The organism is Limibacillus sp. MBR-115, assembly GCF_040549425.1.
GTDB lineage: Bacteria > Pseudomonadota > Alphaproteobacteria > Kiloniellales > CECT-8803 > Limibacillus > Limibacillus halophilus.
On record NZ_JBEPTJ010000006.1, the window covers coordinates 13,725 to 29,649 of the forward strand.

General features: G+C 59.5%; 15 protein-coding genes. 6 read left to right on the top strand and 9 right to left on the bottom strand.

The window, feature by feature from the left end; genetic code table 11:
• Nucleotides 1-71 precede the first annotated feature (71 nt).
• Complete coding sequence (locus ABIE63_RS12760) at nt 72-893, top strand: sulfotransferase domain-containing protein (RefSeq protein WP_354504901.1); 822 nt, start codon at nt 72-74, stop codon at nt 891-893.
• A gap of 44 nt (nt 894-937) precedes the next feature.
• Here the strand turns inward: ABIE63_RS12760 and ABIE63_RS12765 are convergent, their stop codons facing one another.
• Nucleotides 938-1,315, bottom strand: a complete 378-nt coding sequence (locus tag ABIE63_RS12765; protein ID WP_183417792.1) for a helix-turn-helix domain-containing protein — start codon at nt 1,313-1,315, stop codon at nt 938-940.
• A gap of 123 nt (nt 1,316-1,438) precedes the next feature.
• Between ABIE63_RS12765 and ABIE63_RS12770 the strand changes: the two genes are divergently transcribed.
• The gene (locus tag ABIE63_RS12770) at nt 1,439-2,350 is read left to right on the top strand and encodes a cysteine synthase family protein (RefSeq protein WP_354504903.1); all 912 of its coding nucleotides are present in this window, start codon (nt 1,439-1,441) and stop codon (nt 2,348-2,350) included.
• Between the two features lie 94 nt (nt 2,351-2,444).
• Here ABIE63_RS12770 and ABIE63_RS12775 read toward each other — a convergent pair whose 3' ends face one another.
• A complete protein-coding gene (locus ABIE63_RS12775) occupies nt 2,445-2,837 on the bottom strand; it encodes a GFA family protein (RefSeq protein WP_354504905.1) in 393 nt (130 codons plus the stop codon).
• Nucleotides 2,838-3,036: 199 nt separating this feature from the next.
• Between ABIE63_RS12775 and dusA the strand changes: the two genes are divergently transcribed.
• Nucleotides 3,037-4,047, top strand: a complete 1,011-nt coding sequence (gene dusA, locus ABIE63_RS12780; protein ID WP_354505056.1) for a tRNA dihydrouridine(20/20a) synthase DusA — start codon at nt 3,037-3,039, stop codon at nt 4,045-4,047.
• A gap of 7 nt (nt 4,048-4,054) precedes the next feature.
• Here the strand turns inward: dusA and ABIE63_RS12785 are convergent, their stop codons facing one another.
• Nucleotides 4,055-4,954, bottom strand: a complete 900-nt coding sequence (locus ABIE63_RS12785; RefSeq protein ID WP_354504906.1) for an NAD-dependent epimerase/dehydratase family protein — start codon at nt 4,952-4,954, stop codon at nt 4,055-4,057.
• 1 nt (nt 4,955) lies between these two features.
• Nucleotides 4,956-6,323: an MATE family efflux transporter gene (locus ABIE63_RS12790; protein WP_354504907.1), complete on the bottom strand. Its 1,368-nt coding sequence runs from the start codon at nt 6,321-6,323 to the stop codon at nt 4,956-4,958.
• A gap of 136 nt (nt 6,324-6,459) precedes the next feature.
• Between ABIE63_RS12790 and nhaA the strand changes: the two genes are divergently transcribed.
• A complete protein-coding gene (nhaA, locus tag ABIE63_RS12795; RefSeq protein ID WP_354504909.1) occupies nt 6,460-7,662 on the top strand; it encodes a Na+/H+ antiporter NhaA in 1,203 nt (400 codons plus the stop codon).
• A 2-nt stretch (nt 7,663-7,664) separates the two neighbouring features.
• Here nhaA and ABIE63_RS12800 read toward each other — a convergent pair whose 3' ends face one another.
• From ABIE63_RS12800 to dgcN, 3 genes are read right to left on the bottom strand one after another with little or no spacing between them, the layout of a single operon-like run.
• Nucleotides 7,665-8,885, bottom strand: coding sequence for a threonine synthase (locus tag ABIE63_RS12800; protein WP_354504911.1), 1,221 nt, complete (start codon nt 8,883-8,885; stop codon nt 7,665-7,667).
• A 47-nt stretch (nt 8,886-8,932) separates the two neighbouring features.
• A complete protein-coding gene (gene dgcA, locus ABIE63_RS12805; protein ID WP_354504913.1) occupies nt 8,933-9,919 on the bottom strand; it encodes an N-acetyl-D-Glu racemase DgcA in 987 nt (328 codons plus the stop codon).
• Between the two features lie 3 nt (nt 9,920-9,922).
• Nucleotides 9,923-10,921, bottom strand: coding sequence for an N-acetyltransferase DgcN (gene dgcN, locus ABIE63_RS12810; RefSeq protein WP_354504914.1), 999 nt, complete (start codon nt 10,919-10,921; stop codon nt 9,923-9,925).
• Between the two features lie 160 nt (nt 10,922-11,081).
• Here dgcN and ABIE63_RS12815 point away from each other — a divergent pair, with 160 nt between their 5' ends.
• Both ABIE63_RS12815 and ABIE63_RS12820 read left to right on the top strand, forming a co-directional pair.
• Nucleotides 11,082-12,863: a gamma-glutamyltransferase family protein gene (locus ABIE63_RS12815; protein ID WP_354504916.1), complete on the top strand. Its 1,782-nt coding sequence runs from the start codon at nt 11,082-11,084 to the stop codon at nt 12,861-12,863.
• Between the two features lie 172 nt (nt 12,864-13,035).
• Complete coding sequence (locus ABIE63_RS12820; RefSeq protein ID WP_354504917.1) at nt 13,036-14,421, top strand: hypothetical protein; 1,386 nt, start codon at nt 13,036-13,038, stop codon at nt 14,419-14,421.
• Here the strand turns inward: ABIE63_RS12820 and ABIE63_RS12825 are convergent.
• Entirely contained in the window at nt 14,418-15,536 is a 1,119-nt protein-coding gene (locus ABIE63_RS12825; RefSeq protein WP_354504918.1) for an aminotransferase class V-fold PLP-dependent enzyme, read from the bottom strand. The two genes, ABIE63_RS12820 and ABIE63_RS12825, sit on opposite strands and share 4 nt — an antisense overlap.
• Nucleotides 15,537-15,609: 73 nt before the next feature.
• A complete protein-coding gene (locus ABIE63_RS12830) occupies nt 15,610-15,924 on the bottom strand; it encodes a hypothetical protein (protein ID WP_354504919.1) in 315 nt (104 codons plus the stop codon).
• Between the last annotated feature and the right edge of the window lies 1 nt (nt 15,925).

Sequence of the window (15,925 nt, forward strand, 5' to 3'; positions counted from 1 at the left end):
ACAAGGCTCTGTGCGAGGTAAAGAGGGCGGGACGTTAGTAAGACAGCAATTGGACGGGTGGTGTCGGGGCGATGGCGAAGATCCTTTGGTTGGCGAGTTATCCAAAGAGCGGAAACACTTGGTTGCGCACCATCGTCGACCGTTTGTTGTCGCAGGGCGAGGCGCTGGATTTAAATCTCTTGCCGCCGTCCTTCAACGGCGCGACGAACAGCTATATCAAGGACCGCAAGCTGCCGCTGGCCGAGGGTGTGCAGGGGGCAGCCAGCGCATACTGGCGCGATGTCCAGGCTTTCCTGGTTTCTGAGGCGACGCGGGACCGGGTCTTCATGAAGACCCATAACATTGCAGCGCGTTTTGGAGGCGTGCCTTTTCCGGACAGTGAGATGACCGAGGGGGCGATTTACGTCGTGCGCGATCCGCGCGACGTGGCGATTTCCTATTCCTATCATTTTCAATGCGGCCTGGCGGATGCCGTGGCAGCGCTCTGCAATCCGGAGAAGTTCATCACCAGGAAGGGCGAGCCGGGTAAGGCAGAGATGTTGGGCAGCTGGGGCCTGCATGTGAAGAGCTGGACCCAGCAAAAGCGCTTTCCATTGTTGCTGCTTCGCTACGAGGACATGCACACCAATCCGGCCAAGTCTATCGCGACGATTAGCCGGACGCTCGGGTTTTCCCATTCCATGGCCGAGATCGCACGGGTGGTCGAGGAAACCTCATTCTCTTCCCTGAAGGAGGCCGAATTGCGTGGCGGCTTCAAGGAGGCCGTACGCGAGGGCGGGTTTTTCAGAAAGGGCCGCGCCAAGCAATGGCAGGTGGTTGAGGACCAGGGCGTCTTTGCGCCGATAACGACGACCTTCGGCCCCCTGATGGAAAAGCTAGGTTATTCGCGCTGACGCCCCGGGCCTGAAGGCAGGCGGAGGCCAGTGTCCGCTAACGTCTAGAAGCGCGCTTCAGCCACGGTCTTGTCCTGAGCTGGATCATAAAGCCCGCCTCCCAGATGAGAATGTCCCCAGCTCATGATCTGCAAGAGGATGGGTTCCAACTCAATCCCCTTGTCGGTCAAATAGTAGCAATAGCGAAGCGGCCGATCCTGGTAGGGTTCGCGCCGTACCAATCCCCATTCCATCAGTCGCTTCAGGCGTTCTGATAGCAGGTTGGTTGGCATGCGCTCCTCGCTGCCTTGCAGATCCCGGAAAGTGTGCTTCCCGTGCCACAACAGGTCTCGCACGACCAATAAAGTCCATTTATCGCCCAGAATTTCCAAACTTCGGGCAATTGAGCAGCGCGAGCGAAAGTCATGATGTTGATGCGGCATATCCTGCTCCAAGGGTTTCTACCTGCTCATTCATACAATGGTCACTTTTAAAATGAAAGTTTGACGTCGGCAGTAACTTTCAATATGCAAGTGACATTAGGCGCACAACTGCGGAGAACATCGATGCGGGCGATCGGGAACACGCCATTGATCAAGTTGAACCATTTGCCTGGTTCAGACAGCGCGGATGTATTTGTGAAATGGGAGGGAGCCAACCCGACCGGCAGCATGAAAGACAGAATGGCTCTGTCGATGATTGAAGGTGCAGAACGGCGTGGCGATCTGAAGCCAGGCGGATGCGTCGTCGAATACACCGGCGGCAGTACGGGTAGTTCCCTGGCGATGGTTTGCGCAACCCGTGGCTATAAGGCCCGTTTCGTGTCTTCAAACGGCTTTTCCGAAGAGAAGCTGCAAACCATGCGCGCCTTTGGTGCGGAGGTAGAAATCATTCACGCGGACGGGGGTATTCTGACCGCGGATGTGATCAATCGAATGATCGCCCGCGCCAAGGAACTGGCGGACAAGCCGGGCACGTTCTGGCCGGATCAGGTGAACAACCTGGACAATAAGCTGGGTTATCACGGTATGGCGCGTGAAATTATCTCGCAGATTGACGGTCCCATAGACGAGTTTGTCATGGCAGCGGGCGGCGGCGGCTGTATTTCCGGCAATGCGGAGATACTGAAGGACCACAACCCCAAAACGCGCGTCACCGCAATCGAACCTTACCATGTCCGCAATATATCGGGCGGTGACACCAGGGGAAGTCACAAGCTCGAAGGGATCGGGTTGTCGTTCGTGCCGTCCATTCTGCGGCGCGATCTGATTGACCATGTTGTGTCCGTGAAAGATGAAGACGCCTATTGGGGCGCGCGTTCCTTGGCGCGGTGCGAAGGTCTGCTCGGTGGCATAACCTCCGGCGCCAACATCTGGACCGCCCTCCAACGGGCCAGGGAACTGGGACCCGGAAAGAAGATTGTGACCGTGGTCATCGATACCGGCCTGCGATACTTGAACAACGACCTTTACAGGTGATTTTCCGGCGCCGTCCTAAAATCTTTCCTGGCGTGCTCCGTATCCCCGAACGGCACGGTCCTGTTACCGGGGGGCTAGGCGCTTTTCCTTTGGCCTAGTCCTCGGAGCGGCCGGTGTCGTCACGGTCGCGGTCATATCGTCTTTTAATCGGAAAGGGCGGCAGCCAGGACTCGCGACGAACGATCCAGCTTTCGTAAGTGGGTTTCAATTGGTCGGGGGCATCGAGCGACCCCAAATTCACCTCGACCTCGTCGCCGCTGCGCGCGAAAACGGAGGAGCCACAGCCGGGACAGAAATGCCGTCCGGCGTAGTCGCGCGTTTCGCCCTCGATCGTCACCGCATCCTGAGGAAAGATGGCCGAGGCGTGAAACAGCGCCCCATGATGTTTGCGGCAGTCGAGGCAGTGACAAAGACCGACCCGATAGGGCGGGCCCGAGGCTGTGATTCGGACCTTGCCGCAGAGGCAACCGCCAGTGACTCTTTCCATGCCGCGTCTCCTCTGAGATCAAGCTGTCAGAAAAGGGGTACAACGAACGGCAGATACCTTGCAATCGCCGCTTTCGGCGCGGCCCCAAGCGTCGCGGGAATGCCTGCCCATGACTCAAAGGGGGCAGACGTGGTAGAGAATTGCCCCTTAGTGGCATCGATGCGGTTGGTGAGAGTTCAGGGCGTCAAGAATTACCGTGATAAATCAACAAACTACAATAGATCGGCGGCTGAGCGTCGCGCCTATGATGGACTGGACGGATCGGCATGATCGTTTTTTCCTCAGGCTGCTGACGAAGCGCACGCTGCTCTATACCGAGATGGTGACGACCGGCGCCCTGCTGCACGGCCCGCGTGAGCGCCTGTTGGCCTTCGATAGGGCGGAGCATCCCGTGGCGTTGCAACTCGGCGGCTGCGATCCGGCTGAGCTGGCCGAGGCGGCGGCCATGGGCGAAACCGCCGGTTACGACGAGATCAACCTTAATGTCGGTTGCCCCAGCGACCGCGTTCAGAACGGTCGTTTTGGTGCCTGCCTGATGGCCGAACCGACGGTCGTGGCGGCGGGTGTCGCGGCCATGCGCCAGGCGGTGAAAATCCCGGTTACGGTTAAATGCCGGATCGGTATCGACCAAATGGACGACTATGGGGACTTGCGCGCCTTCGTGGATATCGTCTCCCAGGAAGGCGGTGCGGACTGTTTCATCGTCCATGCGCGCAAGGCCTGGTTAAAGGGCTTGAGCCCGAAGGAAAACCGCGAGGTGCCGCCTTTAATCTACGGCAGCGTCTACCGCTTGAAGCAGGAGCGCCCCGATCTGATTGTCGTGATCAACGGCGGTATTCAAAGTCTGGAGGAAGCGTCGGCGCATCTGGACGAAGGTGTGGACGGCGTGATGATCGGCCGGTCTGCCTATCAGAATCCCTACATTATGGCGGCGGCGGATCGAGCCTTCTTCGGCGGCCAAGCCGCGGTGCCGGAGCGGCGGGAGATTGTTGCGCAACTCTTGCCCTACATCGAGCGACAGATGACCCGCGGCGTGCCCTTGAAATCCATCACCCGGCATATTCTGGGGCTCTACAACGGTCTGCCCGGTGCGCGTGTCTGGCGGCGGGTCTTAAGCGAAGAAGCCCATAAGCCGGGCGCCGGGCCCGAAGTCGTGTCACGCGCCTGCGAGCAGGTCGAAGAACTGCTGGCGCGTAAGGCGGCGGCCTGACCGGTCTCTACTCAAGCTTTGCCTGAGCCATTTCCTCGATCGCCGCTTCCAGAGATACCGTGGGCCTCCAGCCCAAAGTGTTGCGAAACTCCGCCGGATTGGCAGTCAGGTTTCCCAACAGACTTTGTGCCATCTCCCCGCGGCCCAGCAGCATAAGAACGCCACCCAGAAGCACGGGCGGCATGGGAAAGAGCCGAGCGGGCTTGCCCATGGCCCGTGCCAGGGCCTTGATCAGCCCAGGCGTTGATAGAGGCGGGGTGTCCGCAACCTCGAAGAGCCGTCCGGCGGCGCTGGGGTGATCGAGGCAGGCAGCGATCGCGGAGGCCAGATTTTCCCGGGCGATGAAGCTGCGGGCATTCTGAACGCTGGCGAAGGGCAAAGGACGCCCCTTGTCGATCCAGCGCATCAGCGTTGCCAGATTGCCGGGCGGCTGCGGTCCAATGACCAAAGGCGGTCGCAGTACAACCAGTTCCAGGGAAAGCTCGCGACAGAGCACCGCTAACTTCTGCTCGGCTTCTCGCTTGGCGATCTGGTAGGGCGTGCGCTCCAGACCCGCGCCGATGGAGGAAACAAATACCAGGCGCGCCACGCCAGCGGCCTTGGCTTGATGGGCTAGCGCCAAACTTGCCTCGACATTGGCTTGGCGTTGCAGACGAAGTCCGGCTTGGCTTTGATCTGCCCTATGGGCGCGGGCGGCTAGATGCACCGCGACCCCGGCGCCCGCTACGAGAGACCGCCAATCGCTATCGCCGGAGAGTTCTTCGATGTGGTGCCAAGAGACGCGTGCGTCCGCGGCCAAGGGCGAACGGTTGGCGTAGCTGCAAGCGAGGTCGTGTCCGCGCGCCAACAGGTCTCGGATCAGGGCTTCGCCGACAAACCCGGAGGCTCCTGTAACGGCCACGCGCATTTCAACCACTCCCAGCTGAGGCGGGCTCAGGCGTTGATTGATCTCGCTCGCTTATTGAACGCACCAGCGCCGGATAGAACGCACCCAGGGTAACAGCCCGTCCGGCCATGAAAAGCGACAGTGCAAGCCAGAGGCCGTGATTGTCGTAGTTTGGCACGAGCAACCACGATGCGAGGATAAATATACCAAGCGAAAGGACCATTGCATTACGCATCGCGCCGGTCCGCGTCGCACCAATGAAAATGCCGTCCAATTGATATGACCAAACCGACAGTAACGGCAGGGCCACGACCCAGGGTAGATACAAGGCCGCTGTTTCGCGCAGAGGCTCGATATCAGTGTAAAGCGCGATGATCGACTTGCCGGTAAAGGCGAAAAGGAGCGTGAAGAACAGCGCGAAGCCCGCCGCCCAGATAGTCGATGTCTTGATAGCGCTGCGGAATGCCGCGCGTGACCTTGCGCCGATAGCATTGCCGGTCAGGACTTCGACCGCATGGGCGAAGCCGTCGACGGCGTAGCCCATGAAGGTATGCATCTGCAGAAGGATGGCGTTGGCGGCGAGTTGCAATTCGCCAAGCTTGCCGCTCTGCGAGGTAAAGCTGAAAAAGGCAATCTGTAGACAGAAGGTGCGTAGGAATATATCGGCATTGACCCGCAGCAATGCCCCCTGTCGCTTGCGGTTTAGGAGGCTTTGCAGGTTCCAGTTTCCAGGCCAGGCGCTTAATGCCCGCGCCGCGATGACCAGACCCAGCGCCAGAGCCGCGTATTCAGAAATGAGGGTCGCCAGCGCCACGCCGTCGACAGTCATGCCAAAACCCAGCACGAACAGCAAATTGAGGATTATGTTGAGGCCGTTGAGGACGACCTGCAGCAGAAGGATCGCCCGCGCGTTCCCAATACCCAGAAGCCAACCAAGCAGGGCGTAGGTGATGAGTGTCGCAGGCGCACCCCAGATACGAATGTCGAAATAAACGACGGCCAGCGCTTCGACTTGGTCCGATGCGGACATAAATGTGAAGGCCAAGGGACGGATAACAACCTGCAAGACGACGATGGCAACGCCTAGAATCGTCGCCAGCAAGATCGGTCTTGCCAGCGTGGCGCGGAGCTCATTGCTGTCTTTCGCGCCGAAAGCCTGGGCTGCAAAACCCGTTGTTCCCATGCGAAGAAACCCGAATCCCCAATAGAGGAAACTGAAGATGATTCCGCCAACCGCGACGGCGCCGATGTAGGCGGGATCCGGTAGATGACCCATCACGGCGGTGTCCACCGCACCCAACAGGGGTACGGAGATGTTGGAGAGAATGATCGGCACAGCCAGCGTCAGGATACGCTTGTGCCACATTCTGCTGTCGTCGCTCAGTTTCATGATATCCCGGTTGTATAGCGCAAGCTCGCAGGGGCTAGACAGTGCAGAGTGTTGGTTTTAGGTCAAGATTGCCTTTGTAATAAAACCGCGCTCCGTCATAGTCGCTACTACTGAATAGCTCAGAGGAAGATATGCCGTGCCAATGGTCTTGATCCGCGATTTTTTGAAGATGGAAGCGACCGCCGGGTTGTTTCTGGTTGCCGCTGCAATTCTGGCAATGGTCTTTGCCAATGGTGGCCTGGGAGATGTCTATGCGGATTTTCTCAACACCCCTGTAAAGGTTCAGATCGGCACGTTGCTGATAGCCAAGCCGCTGCTTCTCTGGGTAAACGACGGCCTGATGGCGATCTTCTTCCTGTTGGTCGGACTGGAAATCAAGCGCGAGGTTTTGGTGGGCGAACTGTCGCGCCGGGATCAGGTCATGTTGCCTGCGGTCGCGGCGCTGGGCGGCATGGTGGTGCCGGCTGCGATTTATCTCATCTTCAATGGTGGTGACCCGGTCGCCCGACTGGGTTGGGCAATCCCGGCGGCTACGGATATCGCATTTGCGCTGGGTGTTTTGGCGTTATTGGGCAGCCGTGTTCCGCTGGCGTTGAAGGTGTTCCTGACGGCGCTGGCGATCATCGATGACTTGGGAGCCATTGTCATCATCGCGCTGTTCTACACGGCCGACCTGTCCGTCGTATCTTTGGGTTTTGGCGCGCTCTTCCTGGTGGGGCTCGTGACATTGAATCTGATGGGCGTGACCCGCATGTCGCTATACTGGATTCTGGGAATTGCGCTGTGGGTCTGTGTATTGAAGTCCGGCGTGCACGCCACATTGGCGGGCGTCGCCCTGGCTTTCTGCATACCGCTGAAAGCGAATGAAAAAACACCTCTTTATGACCTTGAGCACGCCCTCCACCCCTGGGTGGCCTACGGTATTCTGCCGCTTTTTGCCTTTGCCAACGCCGGTGTTTTCCTGGGCGGTATCACGATGGACGATGTTCTGTCGCCGATCCCGATGGGTATCGCTTTGGGCCTGTTCTTCGGCAAGCAGATCGGCGTCGTCGGCTTTTCCTGGGTGGCCATTCGCGCCGGTCTTTGCAAACTGCCGCAAAGCGTGGCTTGGCCGCATTTCTATGGCGCAGCGCTGTTGGCCGGTATCGGCTTTACGATGAGCCTGTTTATCGGAACTTTGGCCTTTCCCGCCGAGGGCTACGGCGCACCCGTGCGCATCGGCGTCTTGGGCGGATCGCTCATTTCCGGGTTGGCGGGATATCTGCTTCTGGCGCGAACGTTGCCGCGCGGCGGTGTGACCTCCGCTGCCGATCGCCCAAATCCGGCTGAGGCCGGTTGAGATTAAAACTGGCTGTAGTCGATCGGCTTGGTGCGATCCAGGCTCGCCGTCGCCTCGGGCAACGGATACTTAAGGCCGGTGGCGCAGTTGAAGAGAATCGCTTTGTCGGTCGGCTTCACCAATCCTTCCCTGAGTGAGCGCTCGTAGGCAGCCAGCGTCGCTGCGCCCTCAGGGCAAAGCAACAGTCCTTCTTCCCGCGCACAGCGGTCGCGGGCCTCCATGATGACGTCATCGTCAAGCGCCATGGCGAAACCGCCCGATTCACGCACGGCCCGCAGGATCAGAAAATCACCGACAGCGACCGGGACGCGAATTCCCGCCGCCACCGTATGTGCGTTCTCCCAGAGCGGCGCGTGTTCCACGCCGTCTTCCCATGCCTTGACGATAGGGGCACAGCCGGTTGCCTGGACGGCCACCATGCGGGGGCGCTTGCCGCCGATCCAGCCGATTTCGGCCAACTCCTGGAAAGCTTTCCACATGCCGATCAAACCGGTGCCGCCGCCGGTCGGATAGAAGATCACATCCGGGAGCTTCCAGCCCAATTGTTCGGCCAGCTCCAGGCCCATGGTCTTCTTGCCCTCGATCCGGTAGGGCTCCTTCAGCGTGGAAAGGTCGAACCAGCCGGTCTTATCCTTGCCCTCGCCGACGATCTTGCCGCAGTCGTTGATCAGACCGTTGACCCGATAAACATCGGCGCCTTGCGCGGCGATCTCCCGTAGATTGATCTCGGGCGTGTCCGCCGGCGCAAAGACTGTTGAACGCAACCCCGCGTGGGAGGCGTAGGCGGCCATGGCGGCACCGGCATTTCCGTTCGTCGGCATGGCCAGATGCTTCAAGCCCAGTTCCTTGGCCATCGCCACCGCAAGCGCCAGCCCTCTGGCCTTGAATGAGCCCGTGGGAAGCCTGCCTTCGTCCTTGACCAAAAGCCGACCGCGTTGCTGTCCCAGGCGGTCAAGAGCGATCAAGGGCGTGATGACCTCACCCAAACTGACAACATTCGCCGCACGGCGCACGGGCAGGAACTCACGGTAGCGCCAGAACCCATGGCCGCGGCGTTCGCGTAGCGCGGTCTTCGTAATCGAACGACCCAGTTCCTCCAGGTCGTAGCGAACCAACAGAGGCCGTCCTGCTTCGGACAGGCCATGAACCCGATCAGCTTCGTAAACCTTGCCGGTCATGGAGCATTCGAGATGAGATACGAACGTCGGCGTTTCCAGTTGCATTTCCTAAATCCTTCGTATCCTGCCGCAACCCCGGCTTATGTCCGGATTCAGCCCCAAAGTTTGGCGCTTGGCGGCACCATGCGGCTACCCTCGAACTGCAAGGCGTCTGCTCGGTCCTTGGCCATCCACAAGGGGCCGTCCAGATCTGTGACTTCAACACCCTGGGCAACCAGCATGGCGGGCGCCATTGCCAAGGAAGTTGCCATCATACAACCCACCATGATGCGGTACCCGGCTTTTTCGGCTTCCTGCCTGAGGGCCAGGGCTTCGGTCAAGCCTCCAGCCTTATCCAGCTTGATATTGATGAAATCGTATTTGCCGGTCAGCTTCGACAGGCTGCTGCGATCATGGCAGGATTCATCGGCGCAGAGCGGCACAGGCCGCGCTTCTCCAGAGAGTGCGTCGTCATCCCCTGCCGGCAAAGGCTGTTCGATCATCGCCACGCCGAGATCGGCCAGTTTTGGCGCCAGCGTCCGATATGCATTGATGTCCCAACCTTCGTTGGCATCGACGATCAAACGCGCGTCTGCTGCGTTCTTACGCACGGCGGCGACGCGATCCAGATCTTCCGGCCCGGCCAATTTCAGCTTCAACAGCGGTCGGGAAGCAGCCGCCAGGGCGGCTTCGCCCATTTTTTCCGGCGTATCGAGTGACAGGGTGTAGGCGGTCACAACATCCAGCGGCTCCGGCAGCCCGGCAAGGTCCCAGGCGCGTTTTCCGGCGAGCTTGGATTCCAGGTCCCAGAACGCACAATCGAGCGCATTCCGGGCGGCACCGGCGGGCAAGGCGGACTGAAGACCCATGCGGTCCAGCCCTTGCTCCAAGGCCGGGCGCATCCCTTCGATGTCCCGCATGACACCCTCGATAGTCTCGCCATAGCGCCGATAGGGTACGCATTCGCCCCGCCCGGTGACGGTGCCATCCGAGATGGTGGCGACCACCACCTCCGATTCCGTGCGCGAACCGCGCGAAATTGTGAAGGCGCCTTTGAGCGGCCAGGCTTCGCGCTTGATCTCTAAGGCCAGCCTCGCCATGGCTCAGGCCAGATTATCGACGATGCGGGCGACGCCCTGTCGCACCGGGTCGGTCGTCGCCAATCCTGTTTCGGCTTCGACTTTCTGCAGGTAGCCAAGGGCTTCGTCTTCACCTAAGCCCGAGGTGTTGATCGCCACGCCCACAAAGCGGACATCCGGGTTTGTCAGCCGCGCCATGCGGAGGTTCAGATCAATGGCCTCTTCAATGCTCGGCAGCTTGTATCCCGGGAGCCCACGCATGTGCGTGCGGGTCGGCTCGTGGCACAGCACCAGTGCATCGGGCTGCGAACCGTGCAGAAGCCCCAGGGACACGCCCGCGAAAGAGGCATGGAAGAGCGATCCCTGACCCTCAACGATGTCCCAATGATCCGGAGCGTTCTCAGGCGTCAGCCATTCGGTCGCGCCAGAGATGAAGTCGGAGACAACGGCATCGACGGAAACACCATCACCGGCGATGAAAATGCCCGTCTGACCGGTAGCACGGAAGTCGGCTTTGATGCCGCGCTTGCGCATTTCTTGCTCAATGGCCAGAGAGGCATACATTTTGCCCACCGAACAGTCCGTCCCGACGGCCAGCAGACGCTTACCGCTTCGTTTGACACCACTGGCGACGTCGAAGCTGCGGGTCGGGTGGCGCACGTCGAAAAGCTTGCGGCCGTTGCGCGCCGCGGCTTCGGCGAGGCGTGGAACGTCTGCGACCTTCTGATGCAGACCGGCGGCGATATCCATCCCCATGTCGAGTGCCTGTTCCAGCACTTCGACCCAGGAAGCGCCGATCACGCCGCCCCGGTTGGCGACGCCGACCACCACGGTTTTGACGCCCTTCTCCCTGGCGTTGGCCAAGGTCATGTCCGGGAGCTTCAGATCGGCTTTGCAGCCTTCCAGGCGAAGCTGTCCCAAACACCATTCCGGGCGCCAATGAGCGACCCCCTGGGCGACCTTTGCAGCCAGTTGATCGGGCGAATCGCCGAGAAACATCAGATAGGGGTGCTGGATAGCCATGACTTATTTGTCTCCGAACTACGACCTTGGGTTAATTACCGCCCGGCATACTAGTGAATTTTGCGCTGCTTTCCAGGGCTTGCTTTCCTGGTCCATTCTCGGCCTCATTAACGGCCTTTGATAAGGCTTTGCAAGCGGCAAGATTAGGAGCGAATCACAAATGTTCACCACGAGACCGGAAATCAAAGGCACTTACGGCGTCGCCGCGAGCACCCACTGGCTTGCAAGCGCCGCAGGGATGGCGATCTTAGAGCGCGGCGGCAATGCGTTCGATGCCGCGGTCGCCATGGGTTTTGCCTTGCAAGTGGTGGAGCCTCATCTGAACGGACCCGGTGGCGAGGTCCCGATCATCTTCCATTCCGCCAAGACCGAGCGCGCCCAGGTGATCTGCGGCCAGGGAACTGCCCCGGCGGGTGCGACTATTGCGCACTACCGTAGCGAAGGCCTGGATTTGGTTCCCGGCAGCGGGTTACTGGCAACAGTCGTTCCAGGCGCATTCGATGCCTGGATGATTATGCTGCGCGACCACGGCACACTCTCACTGGCCGAGGTGCTGGGGCATGCTATTGCCTATGCTCAAGATGGCTATGCACTGGTGCCGCTAATCTGTCAGACCATCGAGCGCGTCGAGAGCCTCTTTCGCGATGAGTGGCACACTTCGGCCGATCTCTACCTGCCGAATGGCTCGGTACCGAAACCCGGCAGCCTTTTCAGCAATCCGGTCCTGGCCGGAACCTACCGGCGATTGATCACTGAAGCGGAAGCTGCCGGGGGCAGCCGTGAGCAGCAGATCGAGGCGGCGCGCCGGGCATGGTATCAGGGCTTCGTCGCCGAGGAGATGGAGCGCTTTTGCAAGTCCGAGGCCGTCATGGATTCCTCCGGTGAGCGCCATCGTGGTGTCCTGACTGCATCGGATATGGCGGGCTGGCAGGCAACTTATGAAGAACCCGTGGGATTCGATTATCACGGCTACCGCCTGCTCAAAGGCGGTCCCTGGAGCCAGGGGCCGGTTTTCCTCCAGCAGCTAGCGTTGCTTTCCGGGTTCGATTTTACGGAACTGGACCCGACCGGGCCGGATTTCGTGCATCTCGTCGTGGAGAGCGCAAAACTCGCCTTCGCGGACAGAGAGGCCTACTACGGCGACCCGAATTTTGTTGAGGTACCGCTAGAGACACTGCTGTCGAAGGAGTACAACGACGCGCGGCGCAACCTGATTGGAGACAACGCGTCGCTCGAACTTCGGCCAGGGTCGATCGCAGGGTTCGATGCGCGCATCGTGACGGGCAAGGAGCTGGACGATGATGACGACTTCGACGCCATGGGGGCGGGCGAGCCTACTGTCCAGACGAACGGCGAGAGCAAGGGCGATACCTGCCATATCGACGTGATTGATCGTTGGGGCAACATGGTCTCGGCGACCCCGTCGGGCGGATGGTTGCAGTCCTCCCCTGTGATTCCGGCGCTGGGCTTCGGATTGAACAGCCGCGCCCAGATGTTTTGGCTGGAGGAGGGCGTGCCGGCCAGTCTTGCACCAGGTAAGCGACCGCGTACGACCCTTTCGGTCAATCTGGCCTATCGCGACGGCGAGCCCTACATGGCCTTCGGGACGCCCGGCGGGGATTACCAGGATCAATGGCCGCTGACTTTCCTGCTGCGGCATATTCACCACGGCATGGGGCTTCAGGAAGCGATCGATTGCCCGATGTTTCAGACCGATCACATGCCCTCTTCCTTCTGGCCGAGGAGTGCCGATCTGGGGTCTTTGACACTGGAGGATCGCTTCCCGGATGCGACCGTGGCGGAACTGCGCCAGCGCGGCCATCGGGCGACGACCGTCGACGGCTGGTCGTTGGGACGTCTTTCGGCGGCAACCCGGCAGGGTCGGCTATTGAAAGCCGCCGCAAACCCGCGGTTTATGCAGGGTTATGCAATCGGGCGCTAAAAGAAGGGAGGAATCAGCCCTGCGATGGTAAGGTAAATCTATTGCGCGTTAAGCATTTCGTAAGGATAAAATTTTAAATTAGTTTAACGGAATTGCCCATTTAGATGTGTTATCGCAGATATTGCACTAGGTTAGATGGGTAGAGCAAACACTGTAACCAAGGTTTGGTAAGATGAGCGGTAGTAGCAGGAGCGATGCCATCCAACAACGCTTGGGGCTCAGACGAAAGCCTGGGCAGGATGCTAATGGGGGTGCGCCGACACGGATGCCGGCGTCGCGGAAAATCCCATCGGAACCACGCAGCTTGGCGGACAGCGGGCTTAGCAAGGCGCTGGTTGAATCGCTTGTTCTCAAGGCTCTGTTACTGGGCAAGCAACCTACTGTCGCCAGTATCTCCAAGCGCTTGCTGCTCGCCTATCCCATCGTTGACAAGGTCATGGACGATCTCAAGGCGATCGGGCTCATGGAGATATTGGGCTCGACCGGAAGTGGGGCCACTGATCAGTTTCGCTTTGCGTTGACCACGGCCGGTCGCTCGGCGGCCATTGAGAGCTACGAGCACAACAAATACGCCGGCCCGGCACCGGTTTCCCTCGATGCTTTTCGAGAGCAGGTCATCGAACAATCAATCATGGGCGAGGCCATTCCGCGCGCCCGAATTGCGGAATGCTTTGACGATCTTGTGGTGCCGGATGCTCTGATTACACAGCTCGGCCCGGCCGTGAATTCAGGCCGTTCGTTGCTGCTTTATGGCTCGGCGGGAAACGGCAAGACCTCGCTGGCCGAGCGCATGGGGAAGATGTTCCAGAGTGATATCCTGATTCCCTACAGCATCGAAGTCGATGGCGAGATCATCAAGTACTTCGATCCTTCGGTTCACAAGATGGTGGATGAGCCGGAACCTGAGTCAAAGTCGATCATGCAGAAGCTTGCCATCGAGCGGGACGATTTCGACAAGCGATGGCTGCGTATTCGTCGCCCATTGGTCATCGTTGGCGGCGAGTTGACTCTTGAGATGCTGGATCTCCAGCTCAACGAAAAAAGCGGATTCTATGAGGCTCCGTCGCATATGAAGGCGTTGAACGGCATCATGATGATCGACGATTTCGGTCGGCAGTTGGTGGCGCCCGAACATCTGCTCAATCGCTGGATCGTGCCGCTGGAAAAACGCATCGACTACTTGAAACTTCACACGGGCAAGACTTTCGAAATTCCTTTTGATGCATTGGTGGTTTTCTCGACCAACCTGACGCCTAAGAAGCTGATGGATCCGGCGTTTTTGCGGCGCATTCCCTACAAAGTGAAGATCGAAGCCCCCGTTTTTGAGCATTTTGCTCAGATATTTAGGCGTTCCGCAGAGCAGGCCGACATCGCACTGGAAGAGGATACGATCCGCAAGGTCGCGGCCTTCATCGAAGACCGTGGACTGCCTCTAGCGGCCTACCAGCCTAAGTTCATCATCGATCAGGTCATCGCAACCTGCCGTTATGAGGATATCGAGGAAACCTGCGATCCGGAATTGATCGAACGGGCCTTGAGCAACCTGCACGCCGACTAGAGGCTTTTCAAGGCGGCTATCAAGCGTTCCAGGTCTTCTTCATCGTTATAGAGATGGGGTGTTACCCGGACCGACCGGCCGCGAACGGAAACAAAAATTTTCTCGGCCGCCAGACGCGCCGCTGTGCCGTCGGGCACCCCGTCAGGGAATACCAAACCCAAGAAATGCCCGGCTCGCCGTTCCTCGGGCAGCACTTTCAACCCCATTTCCTGACCGATCGCAGCGACGCGCGCGTTCTTCGCGCGCAGCTCGCTTTGAATCCATTCGGGCGTCCAGTCTAGGAGCTGCTCGACCGCGGCGATAGCGCCGGGCAGCAACGTGAAGTTAGCGCGCTCGCCAACGTCGTAGCGCACCGCACCGGGATCGTAGGCATCCACATAATCCGCCAACCGTGCAAAAGCCCGTGAATCCCTTCTGTTCATCGGGTTCTCTTCGATAGGCCGCCCGTTGTGATGGCGCGGTGCCGCATAGAGGAAAGAGATGCTGTAGGGGCAATGCATCCACTTGTAGCCGCTGGTGACGAGAAAATCGGGTTGGATACGCGTCACATCGAAGGGCATGGCGCCCAGCGACTGGCTGGCATCGACCACGAGCAATGCGTTTTGTTTACGCAGGGCACCGCCGATCCGCTCCAAATCGACCAACGCGCCGTCCATCCAGTGATTGTGCGCCAGGCTCGCCAGCCCGACATCGCCGTCCAGCGCCTCGAGGATCGCCGAGGTCCAATCACCGTCGCCGGGCCGGGCAACGAAGCGCACGACGCCACCTTGGTCTTCAGCCAAGCGTTTCCAGGTATAGACGTTGCTGGGATACTCATCCTCCAGCAGTAAGATACTTTGGCCGCGCTTCAAGGTGATGTTGGCGGCGGCGGTTGCGATGCCGTAACTGGCTGAGGGAATCAGCGCGATGTCGGCAGCTCCTGCACCGATCAGGCGGGCAAATCCGCGACGCAGGCGGTCCGGTGGGTCAAAGAAATGATCCGGCGTGATGACCCAGGGATGAACTTCACTCTGAAGCCCCGCTTCGATGGCGGAACGGACGCTTTTCATCAAAGGTGAGACGTAGGCGCAGTTGAAGTAAGCAACATCGCGCGGAATATCAAAAAGCTCTCGCATGGTCCCTCTTGCCGATCTTGGAGGATGAAATCGCCCGGTATAGTGCGTCAGGTTGGGTGTCGCTGAAAACCCGTCACGATTGCGAGCGGTTGCGTCCCCTGGCGCCGCCACGCCGCCTGGCCGTCACGGTCTGTCCCTTGGCGGCTTCGCGGATGAGCGTGACGAGCTTTGCGTGCTCGCCGCCATGATCTTCCGCTGTGTCCAGGTGATAGTCGCGGATTACGGCGCGCGCGGCTTCGGCAACGTTGCTGTCCAGCCCTAAACGCAGAGTCCAGGCAAGGAAGACATCAGCGGCGGGACCTGGAAATTCAGAGCCCATCGCCAGTGTTTGCTTAAGAATTCCCTGTGGGTCTTCGGGGGAATCATATTCCGAGATGTAGATCACCATT